Annotated in this window: 15 protein-coding genes and 1 pseudogene; 10 read left to right on the top strand and 6 right to left on the bottom strand. The window is 70.6% G+C overall.

The annotated features are described in order from the left end of the window. Positions 1-20 precede the first annotated feature (20 nt). Positions 21-1163: a DMT family transporter gene (locus ACZ6A9_RS15420; protein WP_468984848.1), complete on the top strand. Its 1143-nt coding sequence runs from the start codon at positions 21-23 to the stop codon at positions 1161-1163. Here the strand turns inward: ACZ6A9_RS15420 and ACZ6A9_RS15415 are convergent. Continuing rightward, positions 1153-2424, bottom strand: a complete 1272-nt coding sequence (locus ACZ6A9_RS15415) for a transglycosylase family protein (protein WP_468984846.1) — start codon at positions 2422-2424, stop codon at positions 1153-1155. The genes ACZ6A9_RS15420 and ACZ6A9_RS15415 overlap by 11 nt on opposite strands. A gap of 388 nt (positions 2425-2812) precedes the next feature. On the opposite strand from ACZ6A9_RS15415, the gene gndA reads away from it, so the two are divergent. After that, positions 2813-4252 (top strand): NADP-dependent phosphogluconate dehydrogenase, encoded by a 1440-nt coding sequence (gene gndA / locus ACZ6A9_RS15410; protein WP_468984843.1) that lies wholly within the window; start codon positions 2813-2815, stop codon positions 4250-4252. 506 nt (positions 4253-4758) lie between these two features. On the opposite strand, the gene ACZ6A9_RS15405 is transcribed toward gndA, so the two are convergent. The 3 genes from ACZ6A9_RS15405 to panD are packed head-to-tail and all read right to left on the bottom strand — an operon-like array spanning position 4759 to position 6224. Then, positions 4759-5394: an aspartate/glutamate racemase family protein gene (locus tag ACZ6A9_RS15405; RefSeq protein WP_468984841.1), complete on the bottom strand. Its 636-nt coding sequence runs from the start codon at positions 5392-5394 to the stop codon at positions 4759-4761. Between the two features lie 19 nt (positions 5395-5413). Continuing rightward, on the bottom strand, positions 5414-5758 hold the full coding sequence (locus tag ACZ6A9_RS15400) for a GNAT family N-acetyltransferase (RefSeq protein WP_468985735.1): 345 nt from the start codon (positions 5756-5758) through the stop codon (positions 5414-5416). A 43-nt stretch (positions 5759-5801) separates the two neighbouring features. Next, positions 5802-6224 carry an aspartate 1-decarboxylase gene (gene panD / locus ACZ6A9_RS15395; protein ID WP_468984839.1) on the bottom strand — a complete coding sequence of 141 codons (423 nt, stop codon included), beginning with the start codon at positions 6222-6224 and terminating at the stop codon, positions 5802-5804. A 275-nt stretch (positions 6225-6499) separates the two neighbouring features. Between panD and ACZ6A9_RS15390 the strand changes: the two are divergent. Further along, positions 6500-6859: pseudogene (locus ACZ6A9_RS15390) on the top strand (transposase); the annotation flags it as partial. 381 nt (positions 6860-7240) lie between these two features. Here the strand turns inward: ACZ6A9_RS15390 and ACZ6A9_RS15385 are convergent. Further along, entirely contained in the window at positions 7241-8794 is a 1554-nt protein-coding gene (locus ACZ6A9_RS15385) for an ABC transporter substrate-binding protein (protein ID WP_468984836.1), read from the bottom strand. Positions 8795-9646: 852 nt separating this feature from the next. On the opposite strand from ACZ6A9_RS15385, the gene ACZ6A9_RS15380 reads away from it, so the two are divergent. Continuing rightward, on the top strand, positions 9647-10555 hold the full coding sequence (locus tag ACZ6A9_RS15380) for an ankyrin repeat domain-containing protein (protein WP_468984834.1): 909 nt from the start codon (positions 9647-9649) through the stop codon (positions 10553-10555). Positions 10556-10655: 100 nt separating this feature from the next. Here the strand turns inward: ACZ6A9_RS15380 and ACZ6A9_RS15375 are convergent, their stop codons facing one another. Continuing rightward, the gene (locus ACZ6A9_RS15375; RefSeq protein ID WP_468984832.1) at positions 10656-12239 is read right to left on the bottom strand and encodes an aldehyde dehydrogenase (NADP(+)); all 1584 of its coding nucleotides are present in this window, start codon (positions 12237-12239) and stop codon (positions 10656-10658) included. 110 nt (positions 12240-12349) lie between these two features. On the opposite strand from ACZ6A9_RS15375, the gene ACZ6A9_RS15370 reads away from it, so the two are divergent. From ACZ6A9_RS15370 to ACZ6A9_RS15345, 6 genes are all read left to right on the top strand, one after another. Further along, positions 12350-13516 (top strand): NAD(P)/FAD-dependent oxidoreductase, encoded by a 1167-nt coding sequence (locus ACZ6A9_RS15370; protein ID WP_407111645.1) that lies wholly within the window; start codon positions 12350-12352, stop codon positions 13514-13516. Next, a complete protein-coding gene (locus tag ACZ6A9_RS15365) occupies positions 13513-13767 on the top strand; it encodes a (2Fe-2S)-binding protein (RefSeq protein ID WP_387030248.1) in 255 nt (84 codons plus the stop codon). The genes ACZ6A9_RS15370 and ACZ6A9_RS15365 overlap by 4 nt, the downstream gene beginning before the upstream one ends. Then, positions 13760-15184: an FAD/NAD(P)-dependent oxidoreductase gene (locus ACZ6A9_RS15360; RefSeq protein WP_468984829.1), complete on the top strand. Its 1425-nt coding sequence runs from the start codon at positions 13760-13762 to the stop codon at positions 15182-15184. The genes ACZ6A9_RS15365 and ACZ6A9_RS15360 overlap by 8 nt, the downstream gene beginning before the upstream one ends. A 19-nt stretch (positions 15185-15203) precedes the next feature. Next, positions 15204-16100: a dihydrodipicolinate synthase family protein gene (locus ACZ6A9_RS15355; protein WP_468984826.1), complete on the top strand. Its 897-nt coding sequence runs from the start codon at positions 15204-15206 to the stop codon at positions 16098-16100. A gap of 2 nt (positions 16101-16102) precedes the next feature. Further along, positions 16103-17104, top strand: coding sequence for a proline racemase family protein (locus ACZ6A9_RS15350; protein WP_387030255.1), 1002 nt, complete (start codon positions 16103-16105; stop codon positions 17102-17104). A gap of 357 nt (positions 17105-17461) precedes the next feature. After that, positions 17462-18613, top strand: coding sequence for a branched-chain amino acid ABC transporter substrate-binding protein (locus ACZ6A9_RS15345; RefSeq protein WP_387030258.1), 1152 nt, complete (start codon positions 17462-17464; stop codon positions 18611-18613).

Below are 18613 nucleotides of genomic sequence, written 5' to 3'. Positions count from 1 at the left end.
CTCACGCAGAGGAGCCGCCGATGAGCGCCCTCGCGTTGTCCGTGCTGCTGTCGTTCGTGTCCGCCGTGGCGTACGCCGGCGGAGCGATCGTGCAGGAGCAGGTCGCGGTGTCCTCACCCGGCGCGCAGCAGTACGCACCGCTGCGCCGTCCGGGCTGGTGGGCGGCGGTCGCGCTCAACGGCCTCGGCGGGCTGCTGCACGTGGTCGCTCTGGCCTACGGTCCGCTGAGCCTCGTGCAGCCGCTGGGCGCCCTGACGATCGTGTTCGCGCTGCCGATGGCCGCGCTGTTCGTGGGCCGCAGGGCCGGGGCCACCGCCTGGCGCGGCGCGATCATGGCGACGGTGGGACTCGCGGGTCTGCTCTCGCTGGTCGGCTCGGCCGACGCGCAGTCGCTGGAGACCGCGCAGCGGGTGGCGGCGGCGCTGGGGACGGCCGGGGCGATCGCGGCGCTGATGGCCGCCGCGCGGGCGGTGCACCGGCATCCCGCGGTGCGCAGCATCCTGCTGGCGACGGCGTCCGGCGTCGCGTTCGGTATGTCCTCCGTGTTCACGAAGACCGTCGCGGTCGACTGGACCGGCGGGGTCTCGGCGGCGAACCTGCCGTCCCTCGCGGTGATCGGCGTGCTGGCCACGGCCGGCATGCTGCTGTCCCAGGCGTCCTACCGGGGTGCGGGCCTCGCGGCCCCGCTGGCCACGCTGACGGTGGTCAATCCGGTGGTGGCGGCCGCGGTCGGCATCACGATGTTCGGCGAGACCTTCCGCTACGGCACGACGGGCACGGCGCTCGCACTGAGCTGCGGCGTGGTGGCGGCGGGCGGCCTGATCCTGCTCACGACGGAGCGGCTCGCCCGCGAGCAGCAGGAAGCGGCCGACACCGTGCGCTCCGTTTCCGAAGTCGCTGCCGGGCCGGTGGAGGTTCCCGCGGCCCGCTCCGATGCCGGACCCGGTGGGCGGACCGGGGCGGACCCCGCCGAGCTGCTGCTGGCCGGGCTCGCACTCCCCGAGGACGTGCGGCTTCCGGCCGTTCCCGTGCCGGCGCCGGACGACGGGCCGGACGGCACGGAACCGGTTCTCGTGCCGCTGGTGTCGTACGCGCCCTTCTACGGCGGCCCGTACGTGCCGGTGCCGGCGGTGGACCGGCACCGGGCACGGGTCAAATCCTGACGCCGCCCGCCCGCAGGTAGGCGATCGGGTCGATGTCGGATCCGAAGCCGGGCCCCGTCCGCACCTCGAAGTGCAGATGCGGGCCCGAACTGTTCCCGGTCGAACCGGAGCGTCCGATGCGCTGGCCCGCGCCGACGGACTGGCCGTTCTTCACGGAGATCGCCGACAGGTGGGCGTACTGGCTGAAGCGTCCGTCGGTGTGCCGGACCACGACCTGGTAGCCGAACGAGCCCTCCCAGCCGGCGCTCACCACCGTGCCGGCCGCGACCGACTTCACGGACGTGCCCGTGGGGACGGGGAAGTCCACTCCGGTGTGGTAGCCCTTCGACCAGGAGGATCCGGCCTTGTGGTAGGGCGTGCCGAGGGCGGCGCTGACGGGCGCGACCCGCCCGGCGCCGGTCTTGGCGGAGCGGTCGGCGCGGTCCTCGGTGCGCTTCTCGGACTGCTTGGCCGGTTTCTTCTGTGTCTTCTGCTCCGTCTTCTGCTCTGTCTTCTTCTCCGCGCTCCTGTCGGCCCTCTTCTCGGCCGGCTTCTTCGCCGGCGCCGTGGGAGCCTCGGCCGTCGCCGCGGAGAGGGAGAGGCGCTGACCCGGCACGATGAGGTCGGGGTCGGCGCCTATGGTCGAGCGGTTGGCGTCGTACAGGCCCCGCCAGCCGCCGCGCAGCCGCTCGTCCTCGGCGATGCCGGAGAGGGTGTCGCCGCTCACCACGATGTACATCTCGGCGCGGCCCGCACGGGACTGCGGTGTGGTGTGCGGTCTGACGTCCTCGACGGAGGTCTTCCGGTCGGCCTTCTTGCCGCCGCTCTGCCCGGCGCGTTCGGCCTGTGTGCTCTTGCCGCCGGCCTGCGTGCCGGTGACCGGCTGAATGTCGGCGGCGCCGCCGCCCCGGGTCAGTCCGGCCCGTACCGAACAGACCGGCCAGGCGCCGGGCCCCTGTCCGTCGAGTACCTTCTCCGCCACGGCGATCTGCTGGTCCTTGGTGGCCAGATCCGCGCGCGGCGCGTACCGGGCGCCGCCGAAGGCCTCCCAGGTGGACTGGCTGAACTGGAGCCCGCCGAAGTACCCGTTGCCGGTGTTGATGTCCCAGTTGCTGGTGGACTCGCAGGCGGCGACCTTGTCCCAGGTCTCCACGTCGGCGGCCTGGGCGGCGCCGGTGCCCATGAGCGGGAGCGCCATTCCGGCACCGCCCGCGGTGACGGTCAGCGAAGCCCGGTTGATCCTGTTCGGCTGATACCGGCGGTGCCGGCCGCGCACGGCCATGGAATCCCCCTCGACAATGCGTCAGGAGGGGCAAAAGTAAGCGCTGCGAACTGGCCGTGACAAGGCGGCTATCAGCCGCACGGATGCGCCAGATGGCCGGGAGTCGTCACCCGTTGCGCCCCGTCGTCGCCCGAGGGGACGTGTGCGCGGGCGGGTGTGTCCGTCCGCGGGGGCGTGCGCGTGCGTGCGCCGGGCCGGCGCACCGGGCGGAGCGGCTGAGTAAGGGGGGTGCCTTCGCCCGTATGTGCCTGCGCGGTGTCCGGGCGACCCGCGCATGCACCCGCAGGTGCGGCACGTCAGGATGGTCGACGGCAGGACTGAAATGCGCCGACGGGCAGCACCGGCGCACCGGCAGTACCGATACCGAAGTCACTAGGAGCCACCCCAAATGAGCAGTTCAGCGCAGATCGGCGTCACGGGACTCGCGGTCATGGGCCGCAACCTCGCGCGCAACTTCGCCCGCAACGGCTACACGGTCGCGGTGCACAACCGGACGGCGACGCGCACGCACGCGCTGGTGGAGGAGTTCGGGCACGAGGGCGGCTTCGTAGCGGCCGAGACGGCGAAGGAGTTCGTGGCGGCGCTGGAGCGTCCGCGCCGGCTGGTCGTCATGGTGAAGGCCGGTGAGCCGACGGACGCGGTGATCGAGGAGTTCGCGCCGCTGCTCGAGCCCGGCGACATGATCATCGACGGTGGCAACGCGCACTTCGCCGACACCCGCCGGCGGGAGAAGGCCCTGCGCGAGCAGGGCATCCACTTCGTCGGCATGGGCGTCTCCGGCGGTGAGGAGGGCGCGCTGAACGGTCCGAGCATCATGCCCGGCGGCCCGAAGGAGTCGTACGACTCACTCGGCCCGATGCTGGAGAAGATCTCCGCCAAGGCGGCCGACGGCACGCCCTGCGTGACGCACGTGGGTCCGGACGGTGCCGGTCACTTCGTGAAGATGGTGCACAACGGCATCGAGTACGCCGACATGCAGCTGATCGGCGAGGCCTACCAGTTGCTGCGCGACGTCGCCGGGTACTCCCCCGCGCAGATCGCGGAGATCTTCCGGACCTGGAACACCGGCCGGCTGGACTCCTACCTGATCGAGATCACGGCCGAGGTGCTGTCGCACGTGGACGCGGCGACGGGCGAGCCGTTCGTGGACGTGGTCGTGGACCAGGCGGAGCAGAAGGGCACCGGCCGCTGGACCGTGCAGATCGCGCTGGACCTGGGCGTGCCGGTGTCCGGCATCGCCGAGGCCGTGTTCGCCCGCTCCCTGTCCGGCCACGCGGCGCTGCGCGAGGCCTCGCGCGGGCTGGCCGGCCCGAAGGCCACACCGCTCGGCGAGGCGGAGGCGGCGGCGTTCGCGGACCGGGTGGAGCAGGCGCTGTACGCGTCGAAGATCGTGTCGTACACGCAGGGCTTCCACGAGGTCGCCGCGGGCAGCGAGGAGTACGGCTGGGACATCGACCTCGGCGCGGTCTCCGCGATCTGGCGCGGCGGCTGCATCATCCGGGCGGCCTTCCTGGACCGCATCCGCGCCGCCTACGACGCCCGCGCCGACCTGCCGAGCCTGCTGTCCGACGAGACCTTCGCGCGGGAGATCGCCGACGCGCAGGACGACTGGCGGGAGGTGCTGATCGCGGCGACCCGCCAGGGCGTGCCGACACCCGGTTTCGCGGCGGCCCTCGCCTACTACGACGCCCTCCGCGCGGAGCGCCTGCCGGCCGCGCTGACCCAGGGTCAGCGCGACTACTTCGGTGCGCACACCTACCGGCGCACGGACCGGGACGGCTCGTTCCACACGCTGTGGGGCGGTGACCGTTCGGAGGTGAAGGCGTAGTCGCCTTCGGACGCACGGGAGGGCGGTGGACGGCTCGCGGGGGCCGTCCACCGCCCTCCCGTGCGTCGTGGGACGTGCGGCCGCTCAGCTCAGTGGCGGGCCGGGCTCGGGGTCCGGCGTCGGTTCGGGGCCCGGCGGGATCGGTGACGGGGACGGCTCGGGCGGGCCCGGGTGCGGCGGGGGCGGCCCCGGTGGCGCGGGGGTCGGTTCCGGTCCGGGGCCCGGCGGCGGAGGGGCCGGTACGGGGCCCGGGCCGGGAGGCGGCGTCGGGTCGGGGAACGGCTCGGGGTGCGAGGGGTCCGGGCCGGGGTCCGGTCCGGGAGTGGGGCCCGGGGGGACGGGGTCCGGGTACGGGTTCGTCATGGCGCGTGTCCTCCGGCCAATCGGTCGACGTCGGCTCTGGACTACTCCCCCGCCTACCCGGCGGCGGTGGCTCCAGTCACCCGCCCGCGTGACCGCCGGGGGCCGGTCGGCGCACCGCCGGCGTCCGCGCCGGGCCGGCGTCGCTACAGGCGGCCGGCCGTCACGGCCGCGGCGAGCCCCAGCCGTGGGCTGGACAGCACGGGGACCCGCGTGGTGGTGAGCCGTTCGGCCGGGGCCATGGAGGCCTGGGCGAGGACGATGACGTCCGCGCCGGTGACCTCGTCGGCCGCGTGGGCGACCCGGCGCACATAGGCCGCCCCGTCGCCCGCTTCGAAGTGCTGCCAGGCACCCTCGACCAGCACGGTCCGCGCTTCGACGGGCCGCCGGGCCTGGCCGGCCTCCTCGTCGATCAGGGCGACCGTCGGCCCCAGGGTGCTCTCCAGCGCCGCCAGCACGACCACCCGCGGCCCGGCGGCCACGGCCGCGCGGGCCATCGGCCGGTCGACGCGCAGCACGGGAACACCGGCCTCGGCGGCGGCCGCTTCCGCGACCTGGCCGATGGTCGAGCAGGTGCAGAGCACGGCCTGCGCGCCCGCGTCGACGGCGTCCCCCACCCGAGCCCGTACGGCATCGGCGACGGCGGCGGGACCGTCGACGCGGGCGCGTTGCAGCAGTTCCTCGGCGACGACGTGCCGCAGCCGGAGCCCGGGATGGGCCTCGTCACGCAGGCCGTCGAAGACGGGCACGTGGACGGGAGAGGTGTGCAGCAGTGCGAGCACCGACCGGGTGTCCTTGTCCTCAGAACCGCTCGGGATGGGCCGCGAGCCACTCCTTCGCCGCCCGGATCAGCTCCGGACCGGCCGCCGGAGCGTCGTCGGGGTGCCGTTCGGCCCACTGGGCGACGTACGGGCACAGCGGGGCGACGGCACTGTCCTCGCGGGCGGCGAGGGCGTAGAGCTCACGAGCGAGGGACCCCGCGATGCCCTTGCCCTCGTGGGCGGGCTCCACGACCGTGTGCACCGGCACGAGCGCGCGCCCCGGGGCGTCGAGGACGAAGTACTCGATCCGCCCGACAACCTCACCGTCCGCCACGGCCTCGAGCCGGCCCGCCGCCCGGTCGTCACGGATCTCGATGTCACCCATGGTCACGTCCCGCTCCCGCCTCGCTTGCCTCGCCGTGCGCAGGTCAGACCGCGCTCACGGCCTGCGGGCTGCGCTCCTGGTCCGACCCCGGCACCGGCTCGGACGGGTCGGCACCCAGGGCGACGATGCGGTTGTCGGCGTCCACGTGCACCACCCGGGGTTCCAGCGCCCGCGCCTCGGCGTCGGTGACCTGAGCGTAACTGATGATGATCACCAGATCACCGGGGTGCACGAGATGGGCCGCGGCCCCGTTGATCCCGACCACGCCCGACCCGCGCTCCCCCTCGATGACGTACGTCTCGAGCCGGGCCCCGTTGGTGATGTCGACGATGTGCACGAGTTCACCGGGCAGCAGGTCCGCGGCGTCGAGCAGATCCGCGTCGATCGTCACGGAGCCCACGTAGTGCAGGTCGGCCTGGGTGACGGTGGCGCGGTGGATCTTGGACTTGATCAAAGTTCGCAGCACTTTGGACTCCTAGAAGACGGCTCCCCGCTAGCTTTCTGCAGGTCAGGGGCGTCGTTCATTGTACATGGGCATGCCTTCAGCTCGAAGACCCCACACAACATCGTGCGCCGTGGTGAGCGGGCTTCTCACCTGCACGATCTGCGCGAAGCAAGCTGCCGCGAATCCGTCGACCGGGAGCATGCATGCCAGACTGTCCCGGCCTAACCTCGCGCTTTCAGGAGGTGGGGTGTCCGGGGCCTGATCAAATAAGCAGAGAGTGCTCCTGACCTGCAACGATGGGACTTGTCGAGGGTCCTATTGGCTACACGGAAAGAAGCACTCTCCAGGGGAAGAAGCGTATCGGGTCCTACCCGCGTGTCGGCATCGAGGCCGGAGGCCGGGCGGTGGTCTCGCAGGTCGGGAGCGTGCTGCTGGTCGAGACCGTCCGCAAGGCCGGTTTGGACACCGCGGTATCCGCGGCGCTTGCGCCGTGGCGGAAGGCTCGGGCGGTGCACGATCCGGGCAAGACCGTGCTGGATGTGGCCCTCGCGGTCGCGCTGGGCGGGGACTGCCTGGCCGATGTCGGGATGCTGCGGGCCAAGCCGGCCGTGTTCGGCTCGGTGGCCTCCGACCCGACCGTCTCCCGCCTCATCGACACTCGCTGGCCGAGCAGCCCGTAGACGACTTCTGCGACGAACTACTGGAAGCGCATCGAGCCCAGCGGCGACGATGTCGCCCTGCTCGCGCTGTGGCTACCCGAGGCCGGCATGGACGCCCCCGCGACCGCCGGCCGCCACCGCTCCAGCAGTCCCCGCACAGCCCGGCCACCCCGAACCGGGCCGCTCCGGGTTCCGTCCAGGAGCACCCGCCGGTACAGGACCCCACACGTGACGCCCGTGACGAGTCCCGGAGCAACCTTCCAACCGAATGATCTTCGCAGTGAAGGTCCGAGAGCTTGGGCGCTGAGCAATGTTTCACTCCATATGGCCTGATAGGAGGCGTTGATCAGACCCGGGACGCTTGAGCCACCGGAAGCGTCAGATCCAAGTCAGGCGCCACAGACGGAACGCACCCGTGCCGTCCGACAGATACTGACCGCCGCCAACGTCGTCGCTGGTGACCACATATTCCTTGGCCTGCCACAAGGGAATGACTGGAGCGTCTTTGGCTATGACCTCCTGGAGGGCCTCCAAGTCGGCGCCTGCCTTGCCGCGGTCCGTGAAGCGCTGGCTCGCCGCGATCAGCCGGTCCACGGCCTTACTGCTGTAACCAGTGTTCATGGTGCCCCCCGTGCCGACGAGCGGCCCACCGAAGGTGTCCGGGTCGGGGAAGTCGGCCACCCAACCGACGGCGTATGCGTCGAGCCTGCTCTCCGCCCAGCGCTTCTGGAACTCGCCCCAGTCGTAGCCCACGAGGTTCACCTCGAACAGCCCACTCTTCTCGAGCTGCCGCTTGAGCTCCTTGGCCTCCTCGGCAGCGGCACCGCGGCCCTCGGAGTAGGCATAAGTGAAATGCACCGGCAGGCTCACACCGGCCTCGGTGAGCAGTCGGCGCGCCTTTGAGGCATCCAGCTCGGGGTAATGGTCGAAGAACGAGGTGGTGTGCCCGGTGATGCCCGTCGGGATCAACGAGTAGAGCGGAACGACAGTGCTCTCGTGCACGATGGCCGCGAGCCGCTCGCGGTCGATCAGCCACGCCATGGCCTGCCGGACTCGCGGGTCATGCAGCGGCTTGCCTTCACGTGTGTTCAAGTAGAGGTTGCGGGTCTCGGCACTGTTCGCCTCAAACACTCGTTGGTCGGGGTCGCTGGGGTCCAGTTCGGCGAGGATTTTCGGCGGGAGTTGGCGGGCGGCGACATCGATCCGGCGGTCGTTCCACGCGTCGTTCAGGCTGATGGTGTCCTCGTAATACCGAAGCTCGACAGGCTGTCTCCTCTGCTTGGCGGCGCCCCGGTAGTCGCCGTTGGGTGACAGGACAGCCCGCTTTCCTTCCGCATACGACGCGAGTGTGTACGGTCCGGTGCCGTCGACCTGCTCGCCGCTGCGCAGGGAGGTGGCCGGGTATTTGGTGGAGTCGACGATCGATCCGGCCCCGGTGGCCACCTTGAACGGGAAGGTGGCGTCGGGTGAGGACAGAGCGAAGGTGACGGTCTGTCCGCTCGCCCGCACCGAGTGGAGAGTGTCCAACAGAGACGACGGGCCGACGTCGGACTTGATCCTCTTGACGCGGTCGAAGGAGAACTTCACGTCCTGGGCGGTCATTTCGCGCCCGCTCGGGAAGGTGAGCCCGTCGCGCAGTTCACAGCGGTAGGTACGCAGGCCGGCGCCGGTGAAGGCACAACTTCTGGCCGCGTCCGGTACGGGCTCGGCACCGCCTGGTTCGACAGTGAGCAGCGTCTGGAAGACATTGCTGAACAGGGCCAGGGAGCCGGCGTCGTAGGCCCCGGCCGGGTCCAGCGAGGTAGCGGCATCTGTCGTGCCGACCTTGATGGTCTCGCCTGATGTCTCCTCCGGCAGCAGAATCCAGCCGGTCACCCCTACGACTGCGAGCACGAGCAGCCACGCGAGTCTTCGCTTCTGAACCGATGACACCGGCCCCCTCCTTCCCGGCCCTCAAGGGCCGCCACGCACACCCACCTCGGAGGGATGTGACAGGCCACATAGTAATGTGAAATGTTACAACTCCCCGCGAGAATCATCTTGTTACCGAGTCGTGTCCGACGCTTCACCGGGAGACACTTCGGCATCGCGTCCTCGTCAGGACAGTGATACAACTGGAAATCCGCGCTCTGGGCGCGGCCGGTCCGCGGGAAGGGCAAAGCCCACCTGCTGCTTGTCGAGCGACACGTTCCACCTCTTTTCCGGCTTGATCATGCGGACAGCAGGCACTGACGGAAGGGAGGCCTTCGTTGCCTGTCCATCAACTGCCGGGGAATCCGAGCCAGGAGCGGCTGCGCAAGCAGGCAAAGTCGCTGCGGCGGGATGCACGAGCCGGAGTGGCCCACGCACTGGGTCTCGTTGCGGAGTTCCATCCCAGGCCGTCGGCATCACTCACCCTGTCGGACGCACAGCCTGTCACCGCCCGTATGTACGGCTTCACGAGCTGGCCCCGGCTGAAGCAGCATCTCGATACCATCAGGCGCTACTCGCGCTCCCCCACCAGGTAGCGGCCGGCGGCGAGTTGGCGGACGAGTTCCTGCGTCTTGCCTGCCTCACCTACGAAACCGACGTCCCGGGCCGTACACGGCAGGCCGACCTAATGCTCGACACGCACCCACGGCTGGCTGTCGCGAATGTCTTCACCTGGCGGCCACCGGATCCTACGAGGCACTCGACGATCTCCTGACCGAAGAACCGGACCTCGCTGTTCGCCAGGGCGGTCCCTTCGCGTGGGAGCCGCTGCTGTATCTGTCGTACGCACGCCTCCGCGCTCCCGGTCGCTGGGTGGAGTCGGCGCGGCTCCTGCTCGAGTGCGGCGCCGACCCCAACTCCGGTTACCTGTGGGAAGGGCTGACTTCACCGTTCCCCGCTCTCACCGGCGCATTCGGCGGCGGCGAGCGTGAAGAACCGGCTCATCCGCAGGCACTGGAACTGGATCGGCTACTGCTGCGGTCCGGCGCGGACCCCAATGACAGCCAGAGCCTCTACAACCGCGGTCTCGGCGACGAGGTCCTCACCGACGACACAACACATCTCGAGCTCCTGCTGGAGCATGGGCTGGGCAGCGGTAACGGAGGGCCGTGGCGAGCCCGGCTGGGCCCGGTACTTCACTCTCCACGGCAGTTGCTGCGCGACGAGCTCTCCACCGCCGCGTTGCGGGGCGGCCCGAACAGAGCTCGACTGCTACTGGCTCATGGTGCCGAGGCCAACGGCATCGGCGCGCACCCGGTATACGGCGGGCACACTCCCTACCGGCTGGCGTTGCGGCACGGACACGCTGAAGTCGCGGAGGTTCTCGCCTCGGCCGGCGCCTCGACGACGCTGGACACGACGGACGCCTTCGTCGCCGCCAGTATGCGCGCGGATGCCGACGCGGTCGCGGCCCTGGGACCTGAGCCCCTTACCCGGGCGCTGACCACAACCCCGGAACTGATCAACTACGCGGCTGAACACCGCAATGCGGCAGCAGTTCGGCTGCTGGCCGAGCTCGGCTTCGATGTAAACCACCTCCTCCACCGCACGCCGCTGCACGAAGCTGTGTGGAATGACGACGTGGAGACAGTGCGGACCCTCATCGAGCTGGGTGCGGATCCTCGGATCAAAGACACGGAACATGACTCGTCCGCCCTCGGCTGGGCACAGTTCGGAGGCAAACGGCAGGTCGAAGCGATGCTGCGAGGCTTCACCCCGTAGGCTCGCTCAGCCGGGCCCCGCATCGGGCCCGGCTGGCGGAAGCACGGGAGGGGCGTCCCGTCATCCGTTCGGCGAAGCCGGCTTGTGCGGCCGGTAGCGGCTACCTCGACCGCGGTTCGAGCGTGCCGTCGACGAGCCGGGTGATCCCCAGCGGGTTGTCGGCGCGCAGTTCCTCGGGGAGAAGGGCGTCGGGGAACGACTGGTAGCAGACGGGGCGGAGCCAGCGTTCGATCGCCAGGGTTCCGACGCTGGTCGTACCGGGCGAGCTCGTCGCGGGCCACGGTCCGCCGTGCACCATGGCGTGACCGACCTCGACCCCTGTCGGCCAGCCGCCCCACAGGATGCGTCCGGCGAGTTCCTCGAGAACGGGCAGGAGGCGGGCAGCTGTCGTCAGGTCGGCGTCGGAGCCGTGCAGGGTTGCCGTCAACTGCCCCTCCATGTTTTCCAGCAGGTCGAGGAGTTCTTCGACACCGGACCACCGCACGATGAGTCCGGCGGCCCCGAAGACCTCACCGGAGAGGTCCTCATGGGCCGCATAGGTCGCAGCATCGCATTCGAGCACCACAGGAGCCGGTGCATACGGGCTCTCCCCGGGCTTTCCCTGAGCCAGCAACGAGACGCCGCCGACGGCCGCCCACCGTCTCGACCCCTCGACGTACGCCTCCGTGATGCCCGGAGTGAGCATGACCCGTCCTGTCGTCTCGGCCACCGCCCGGGCCACTGCCGAGCGGAAGGCGTCACCTGCCGCACCCGTCGGCAGCAGCACCAGGCCGGGATTCGTGCAGAACTGGCCTGAGCCATTGGTCAGCGACGCCACATACGCGGCGGCGAGTGCGGCAGGGTCGGCCAGGGCTCCGTCGAGGACGACCACCGGGTTGACCGCCGACATCTCGGCATGGACGGGGATGGGCACAGGCCGAGTGCGCGCGGCCCTGACCAACGCCAGGCCTCCGGCCCGGGACCCGGTGAATCCGACGGCCGTGATCCGTGGGTCGCGCACGAGGGTCTGACCGACTTCGGTACCGCGGCCGACCAGCAACGAGAAGACGCCTGCGGGCATGCCGGTGCGCCGGGCGGCGGAGACGACGGCGCGGGCGACGAGTTCGCAGGTGCCCGGGTGCGCCGGGTGCGCCTTGGCTATGACGGGACAGCCCGCGGCCAGTGCGGAGGCGGTATCACCGCCGGCGACGGAGAAGGCCAGCGGGAAGTTGCCCGCACCGAACACGGCGACAGGGCCGACGGGCATCCTGCGCAGGCGCAGGTCCGCTCGGGCGAGCGGCAGACGCTCCGGCAGCGCGGGGTCCACGCGCACACCGAGCGCGTCCCCGCTGCGCACCAGATCGGCGAACATGCGCAGTTGTCCGCAGGTACGTCCGCGTTCGCCGGTCAGGCGGTCCCGCGGCAGTCCGGACTCACTTGCCGCGAGTTCCAGGAGGCTGTCGCCGAGTGCCTCGATCTCCTCCGCGCAGGCATCGAGGAAGGCGGCCCGACGGTACCCGGGCAAGGCGCGGTATTCGCGGGCGGAAGAAGCGGCCAGACGGGCCGCCTGCGCGACATGGTCGGGTGATGAGTCCCGCGACGGTGGGCCCAGGGGCTCGGACGTCGCCGCTTGGACGCCACGCCAGGGGGCACCCGTGCCGGGGATGTCACGGCCGGCCACGATCGAGGTTCCGGTCAGATGCACAGTTCTCCGTCTCCTGTTGCAAAAAGTCGTACTGCCGTTGGCGTTGTCTTCACGTCGGTCGGATGTATAGCCTAAGCAATGGCATGTGACATTGCACAGAGGGAGGGTCGATGACCCTGAAAGTCGTCGTTGTGGGTGCGGGCGTGGTCGGCGCGGCGTGCGCCTTCCACGCCACCTCGGCGGGGCTGGACGTCACGGTCGTCGACCGCGGAGCCGTCGGCTCGGGGACGACGAGCCGCGGAGAGGGCAATATTCTCCTCTCCGACAAGGAGCCGGGTCCCGAACTCGATCTCGCTCGCCTGAGCCGTGCCCTGTGGGACGAGGCCGGCCAGGAGCTCGGACCGGACTCCTTCGAACTCGAGCACAAGGGCGGACTTGTCGTCGCGAGCACGGCCGAAGGCCTCGCGGCACTCGGCGAGTTCGCCGCGCGACAGGAAGCGGCCGGTGTCCGCACCGAGCCGGTCGACCGGGTGCGGGACGTCGAACCCCACCTCGCCCCCGACATCCCCGGCGGCGTGCACTATCCGCAGGACGCCCAGGTGCAGCCGGTCCTGGCGGCGGCCGCCCTGCTGCGGGCCGCCGTACGGCGCGGCGCGCGCCTGCACTCGGGCGACGTCGCGAGCGCGGTGACGAGCCGGGAGGGCAGGATCACCGGCGTCCGGACGGCCGCCGGCGAGGTCCTGCACGCCGACGCCGTCGCCAACGCCGCCGGGACGTGGGGCGGTGAGGTCGGCCGGCGGCTCGGCGCGCCCGTCGAGGTGCTGCCACGCCGTGGTTTCGTCCTGGTGACCGAACCGCTGCCGCCGATGGTCCGCCACAAGGTCTACTCGGCCGACTACATCGCCAACGTCGTCTCGTCCGAGGCGGGACTGGAGACCTCGTGCGTCGTGGAGGGCACGCGCGGCGGCACGATCCTCATCGGTGCCAGCCGCGAACGCGTCGGCTTCGACCTGACGATGAACACCGCCGTGGTCACCAGGCTCGCGGCACAGGCGTGCCGGCTGTTCCCCTTCCTGCGCGGCGTCCATCTGATCCGCGCCTACCGCGGTTTCCGGCCGTACTGCCCGGACCACCTGCCCGTCGTCGGCCCCGACCCCCGGGTGCCCGGGGTCGTCCACGCCTGCGGTCACGAGGGAGCGGGAATCGGTCTCGCCCCCGCAACCGGCGCGCTCGTGACGGCTCATCTGCTCGGCCGTCCCTGGCGCGGCGCCGATCCGGCCGCGCACACCGCTCTGCTCCCCGACCGTTTCCTCACCCCCGGAGGTGGGCCGCAGTGAGCGAGATCGTCGTCGACGGCAAGTCCCTGCCGTTCGTCGAGGGACAGACCGTCGCCGCGGCCCTCGTGGCCGCGGGCCGGGTCGCCTGGCGGACCACCCGCCTCGGGTACCGTCCGCGCGGTGTCTTCTGCGGGATCGGCGTCTGCTTCGACTGCCTTGTGACGATCGACGGCGTCGGCGGGCAGCGTGCCTGCCTGGTACCGGCGCGCCCGGGTATGACCGTCACGACCGAGGAGGATGACGATGAGTGAATCGACCGACCTCATTGTCGTGGGCGCGGGCCCGGCCGGTATGGCCGCGGCGGGTACGGCTCTGGCCGGTGGGCTGCGCGTGGTGCTGGTCGACTCGGGCACCGCCGTCGGCGGTCAGTACTGGCGGCACCCGCCGGAGCATGCGCGGGCGGCGATCCCCACCGAGGACCTGCACCACGGACTGCGCGAATACCGCGCCCTGAGCGAGGCGTTGTCGGCGCACTCCCAGGAGGGCCGGCTCGATCTGCGCCTGGCGCAGCATGCCTGGTCCGCCGTCCGCGAGGACGACGGATTCGCGGTCCACGTGGTCGACCGCCGGGACGCACCGCGGGAGACCGCGGGAGTCCTGCGTGCGCCGAGACTCCTCGTGGCGACCGGGGCCTACGACCGGCAACTGCCCTTCCCGGGCTGGGACCTGCCCGGAGTGCTCACCATCGGCGGACTTCAGGCGCTGCTCAAGGGCGGCGGGGTCGCGGCCGGGAGCCGGGTCGCGCTGGGCGGCACCGGCCCGTTCCTGCTGCCGGTCGCCGCCGGCCTCGCCGCACGCGGAGTCGACGTCGTAGCGGTCTGCGAGGCCGCCAACCCGCTGGCGTGGCTGCGCCACCCCGGGCCACTGCTGCGCAACCCCGCCAAGTGGACGGAAGGGGCACGGTACGGCGTCACGCTCGCGCGCCACGGCATCCGGGTTCATCCGCGCACGGCGATCACCCGCGCCGAAGGAGGCGACCGCGTCACATCGGTCCGGATTGCCTCGCTCACGCCGGACGGCAGCCCCCGGCCCGGCACCGAACGACAGATCGACGTCGACGCCGTCGGGGTCGGCTGGGGATTCACACCGCAGCTCGACCTCCTCGTCCCCCTCGGCTGCGCCCTCACGGACGCGCCGGACGGCAACGCGGTCGTCGCCGCCGACGGCGGGCAGCGCACCACCGTCCCCGGTCTGTACGCCGCGGGCGAGGCATGCGGGGTGGGCGGAGCGGCACTCGCGGTGGGCGAGGGCCGCCTGGCCGCGGAATCGGTCCTCGCCGACTCCGGCGCCGCTCCCGTGCTGGGGAAGAGGCGCCTGGCCGCGGTCCGTGCCACGGTGGCCGGGCAGCGCGCCTTCGCACGGGCGATGGCTCGTGCCCACCCGATCCCGGCGGCATGGCCCTCGTGGCTGACCGACGAGACCGTCGTGTGCCGCTGCGAGGAGGTGACCGTCGGGGCGATCCGGGCCGCCTGCGCCGAGGGCGGGGCCCACGACCACCGGCAGGTCAAGCAGCTGACCCGCGCCGGTATGGGCTGGTGCCAGGGGCGGATGTGCGGGCCGGCGGTGCACTGCCTCGCGGCAGAGGGCCGGGCCTACACGCCCGCAGAACGACTTGTCGCAACGCCCGTCAGCCTCGGGACGCTTGCCGACCTCGATGAAGAACACTGACAACTTCCAAGGAGCACACATGACAGAGACCCGCATGCCGTGGCACGGCGTCATCGTCGCGACGAGCCTGCCGTTCCACGACGACCTCACGGTCGACTTCGGCGCCTACGGTGAGAGCGTCGCCTGGCTCGCCGAGCAGGGAATGCACGGTGTCGCGCCGAACGGGTCGCTGGGCGAGTACCAGACGTTGACGTACGAGGAGCGCGACCGTGTCGTCGAGACGGCCGTGGCGAGCGCCCCCGACGGGTTCACCGTCATGCCCGGAGTCGGAGCCTACGGTGGTGGTGAGGCGAGGCGGCACGCCGAGTTCGCCAAGGACGCGGGCTGTCAGGCGGTCATGTGTCTGCCGCCCAACGCCTACCGCGCCGACGACCGCGCGGTCCTCGAGCACTTCGAGCTGGTGGCCTCGGTCGGCCTGCCCGTCACCGCGTACAACAACCCCATCGACACCAAGGTGGACCTGCGCCCGGACCTGCTGGCCAAGCTGCACGCTGAAGGGTTCATCGTCGGTGTCAAGGAGTTCTCGGGCGATGTCCGGCGCTGCTACGAGATCGCGGAGCTGGCCCCCGGCCTCGACCTCATGATCGGCACCGACGACACCGTGCTGGAGGTCGCCGTCGCCGGTGCCAAGGGCTGGGTCGCCGGTTACCCGCAGGTCTTCCCCCGCGCCTGCCTCGCGCTCTACGAGGCGGCCGTCGCCGGTGACCTGGAGACGGCGCTGCCGCTCTACCGCCAGCTGCACCCGGTCCTGCGGTGGGACAGCAAGACAGAGTTCATCCAGGCCATCAAGCTCGGCCAGGAGATGACCGGCCGCCGCGGCGGCGTCTGCCGCCCGCCGCGACAGCCGCTCGGCCCGGAGACGGAGGCTGCCGTACGCGCCGCCACTCAGGTCCTTATCGACGCCGGGGTGAACTGACGATGCGCTCGACCGTCTGCTATCACGCCGTCGACTCCCACACTGAGGGGATGCCGACCCGGGTGATCACAGGGGGTGTGGGCGTCCTCCCCGGCGCGACGATGTTCGAGAGACGGCAGCGTTTCGTCACGGAACGCGACCACCTGCGCACCCTGCTCATGTGCGAGCCGCGCGGGCACGCGTCGATGTCCGGGGCCGTCCTGCAGCCCCCGACCCGGCCGGACGCCGACTACGGCGTGCTCTTCATCGAGGTCTCCGGCTGCCTGCCGATGTGCGGACACGGCACGATCGGTGTCGCGACGGTCCTCGTCGAGACCGGAATGGTCGAGGTGACCGAGCCGGAGACCCTGGTCCGGCTCGACACACCGGCGGGACTGGTCACGGCCCGGGTGCGGGTACACGACGGTCACGCCGAAGCAGTGACCCTCGAGAACGTGGCGTCGTACTGCCACGCACTCGACCAGGTCGTCGACGTCCCGGGATACGGGGCGGTGCGTTACGACATCGCCTACGGCGGCAACTTCTACGCCTTCGTCCGGACCGAGGATCTCGGGATCCCCTTCGACCGGGCGGAGAAACAGCGGCTGCTCGACGCCGGACTGGCCGTCATGGACGCGATCAACAAGCAGAACCCGGTCTCCCACCCCGAGAACCCGGACATAGACGTGTGCCACCACGTCTACCTCGAGGCCCCCGGATCGACCGCGGAGCACTCACGGCACGCCATGGCGATCCATCCGGGCTGGTTCGACAGGTCGCCCTGCGGCACGGGCACCAGCGCCCGGATGGCGCAACTGCACGCCCGCGGGCAGCTGCCGGTCGGCCGGGACTTCGTCAACGAGTCGTTCATCGGCTCCCGGTTCACCGGCCGCCTCCTCGGTGAGACGACCGTCGGGGACCGGCCGGCCGTCCTGCCGTCCGTCACCGGTCGCGCCTGGATCACCGGCACCGCGCAGTACCTGCTCGATCCGTCGGATCCCTACCCGGCGGGCTTCACCCTCTGAGCGTTACTCGTATGCCGCCCACGCGGCATACGAGAAGGCCAGAAGTCACACATACATCACAGGTGCCGCCGCAGCTTCCGTCTCACAAGGCCGATGGCTATTGTCAGTGCAATGTCACACATTGCACTGCGTGGCATTCGTGCATCACCGTGCAGAGACCCCATCATGCGACAACGGCGCAGCCTGATCGGCGCGCATGCCGCTTATGTATGCCACGGGCAAGTCCTGCTCCACGGGCATCAGCAGACCTGTTGATGCAATGTCACACGTTGCATTTCTGTGTCGCTGCGTATCCGAGGAGCCACTTCAGTCGTCGGGCAACCGCCCGGCGGTGGACAACGCGAGACGGAGTAAGACATGACCATCGTTCGTCGCGCCGTCATGGCGACGACCGCCATGACGCTCGGGCTCAGCCTCGCCGCGTGTGGCGGCGACCTCACTCAGGAAAGCTCCGGAAGTGACAGTTCCGGCACCATCAAGCTCGGCATGCTCACACCGCTGAGCGGCAGCTCGGCCGCCATCGGGCCGTACATGAGAGACGGTGCCCAACTGGCCGTCGACGAGATCAACGCCAAGGGTGGTGTCGACGGCCGTAAGCTCTCGCTCACTGTCGAGGACGAGGCGTGCGATCCGAAGACAGCCGCCGCCGGTGCCGCCAAGCTCGTCAGCGCGGGCGTCAGGATCTCGGTCGGTGGCTACTGCTCCTCTGCGACTCTGCCCACGCTGGGCATCTTCGACAAGGCACACATTCCCATGATCGTGCCCGCGGCCAACTCCGCCGACCTGCTGGCGGAGCAGCGGCGGAACGTGTTCCTGATCAACGGCACCGGCATCCAGCAGGCCCAGGCTGCCTCGAAGTTCATCAAGGCGGAGGGCAGCGGGAGAGTCGCCCTGGTCGACGACAACACCTCGTACTCGACCGACATCACCAAGCGCACCCGGGACGAACTGGGGCTGCTCGGCATCAAGGTCGTCACCCACCAGTCGGTGACCGCGGGGGAATCGGACTACTCGGGAGCCGTCAACACCGTGCTGAACTCCACGGCGGACTTCGTCTACTGGACGGGGTACTACCAGGAGGGTGGCCTGCTCATCAAGCAGCTCAGAGCCGCCGGTTACCAGGGCAAGATCATGGTCGCGGACGGCTCGGTCGACGGCAAGTTGATCGAGATCGCCGGCAAGAGCAACGCGCAGGGCGTGTTCGCGACGATGACCCAGACGCCGCAGACCATTCCCGGCGGCCAGGCGTGGATCGCCAAGTACAAGAAGAAGTTCGGTTCCGACCCCGGTCCGTACTCGACGCAGGCGTACGACGCGGTGCGCGTCGCTGCAGAGGCGGTCGCAGTCGCCGGCTCCACCGACGGTCAGGCCGTCATCGAGGCACTCGAGCAGATCGACGGATTCAAGATCTTCTCGGGCCCGCTGAACTTCACCATCCAGCACGCGCTGAAAGTGGGCGGCTTCGACATCCTCGTCGTCAAGGGCGACGACTTCGCCCTCAACAGGTGA

Source organism: Streptomyces sp. NPDC041124 (assembly GCF_055592385.1).
Note: the sequence above shows the minus strand (reverse complement) of the source record. Positions and strands in the feature narration are given on the sequence as shown.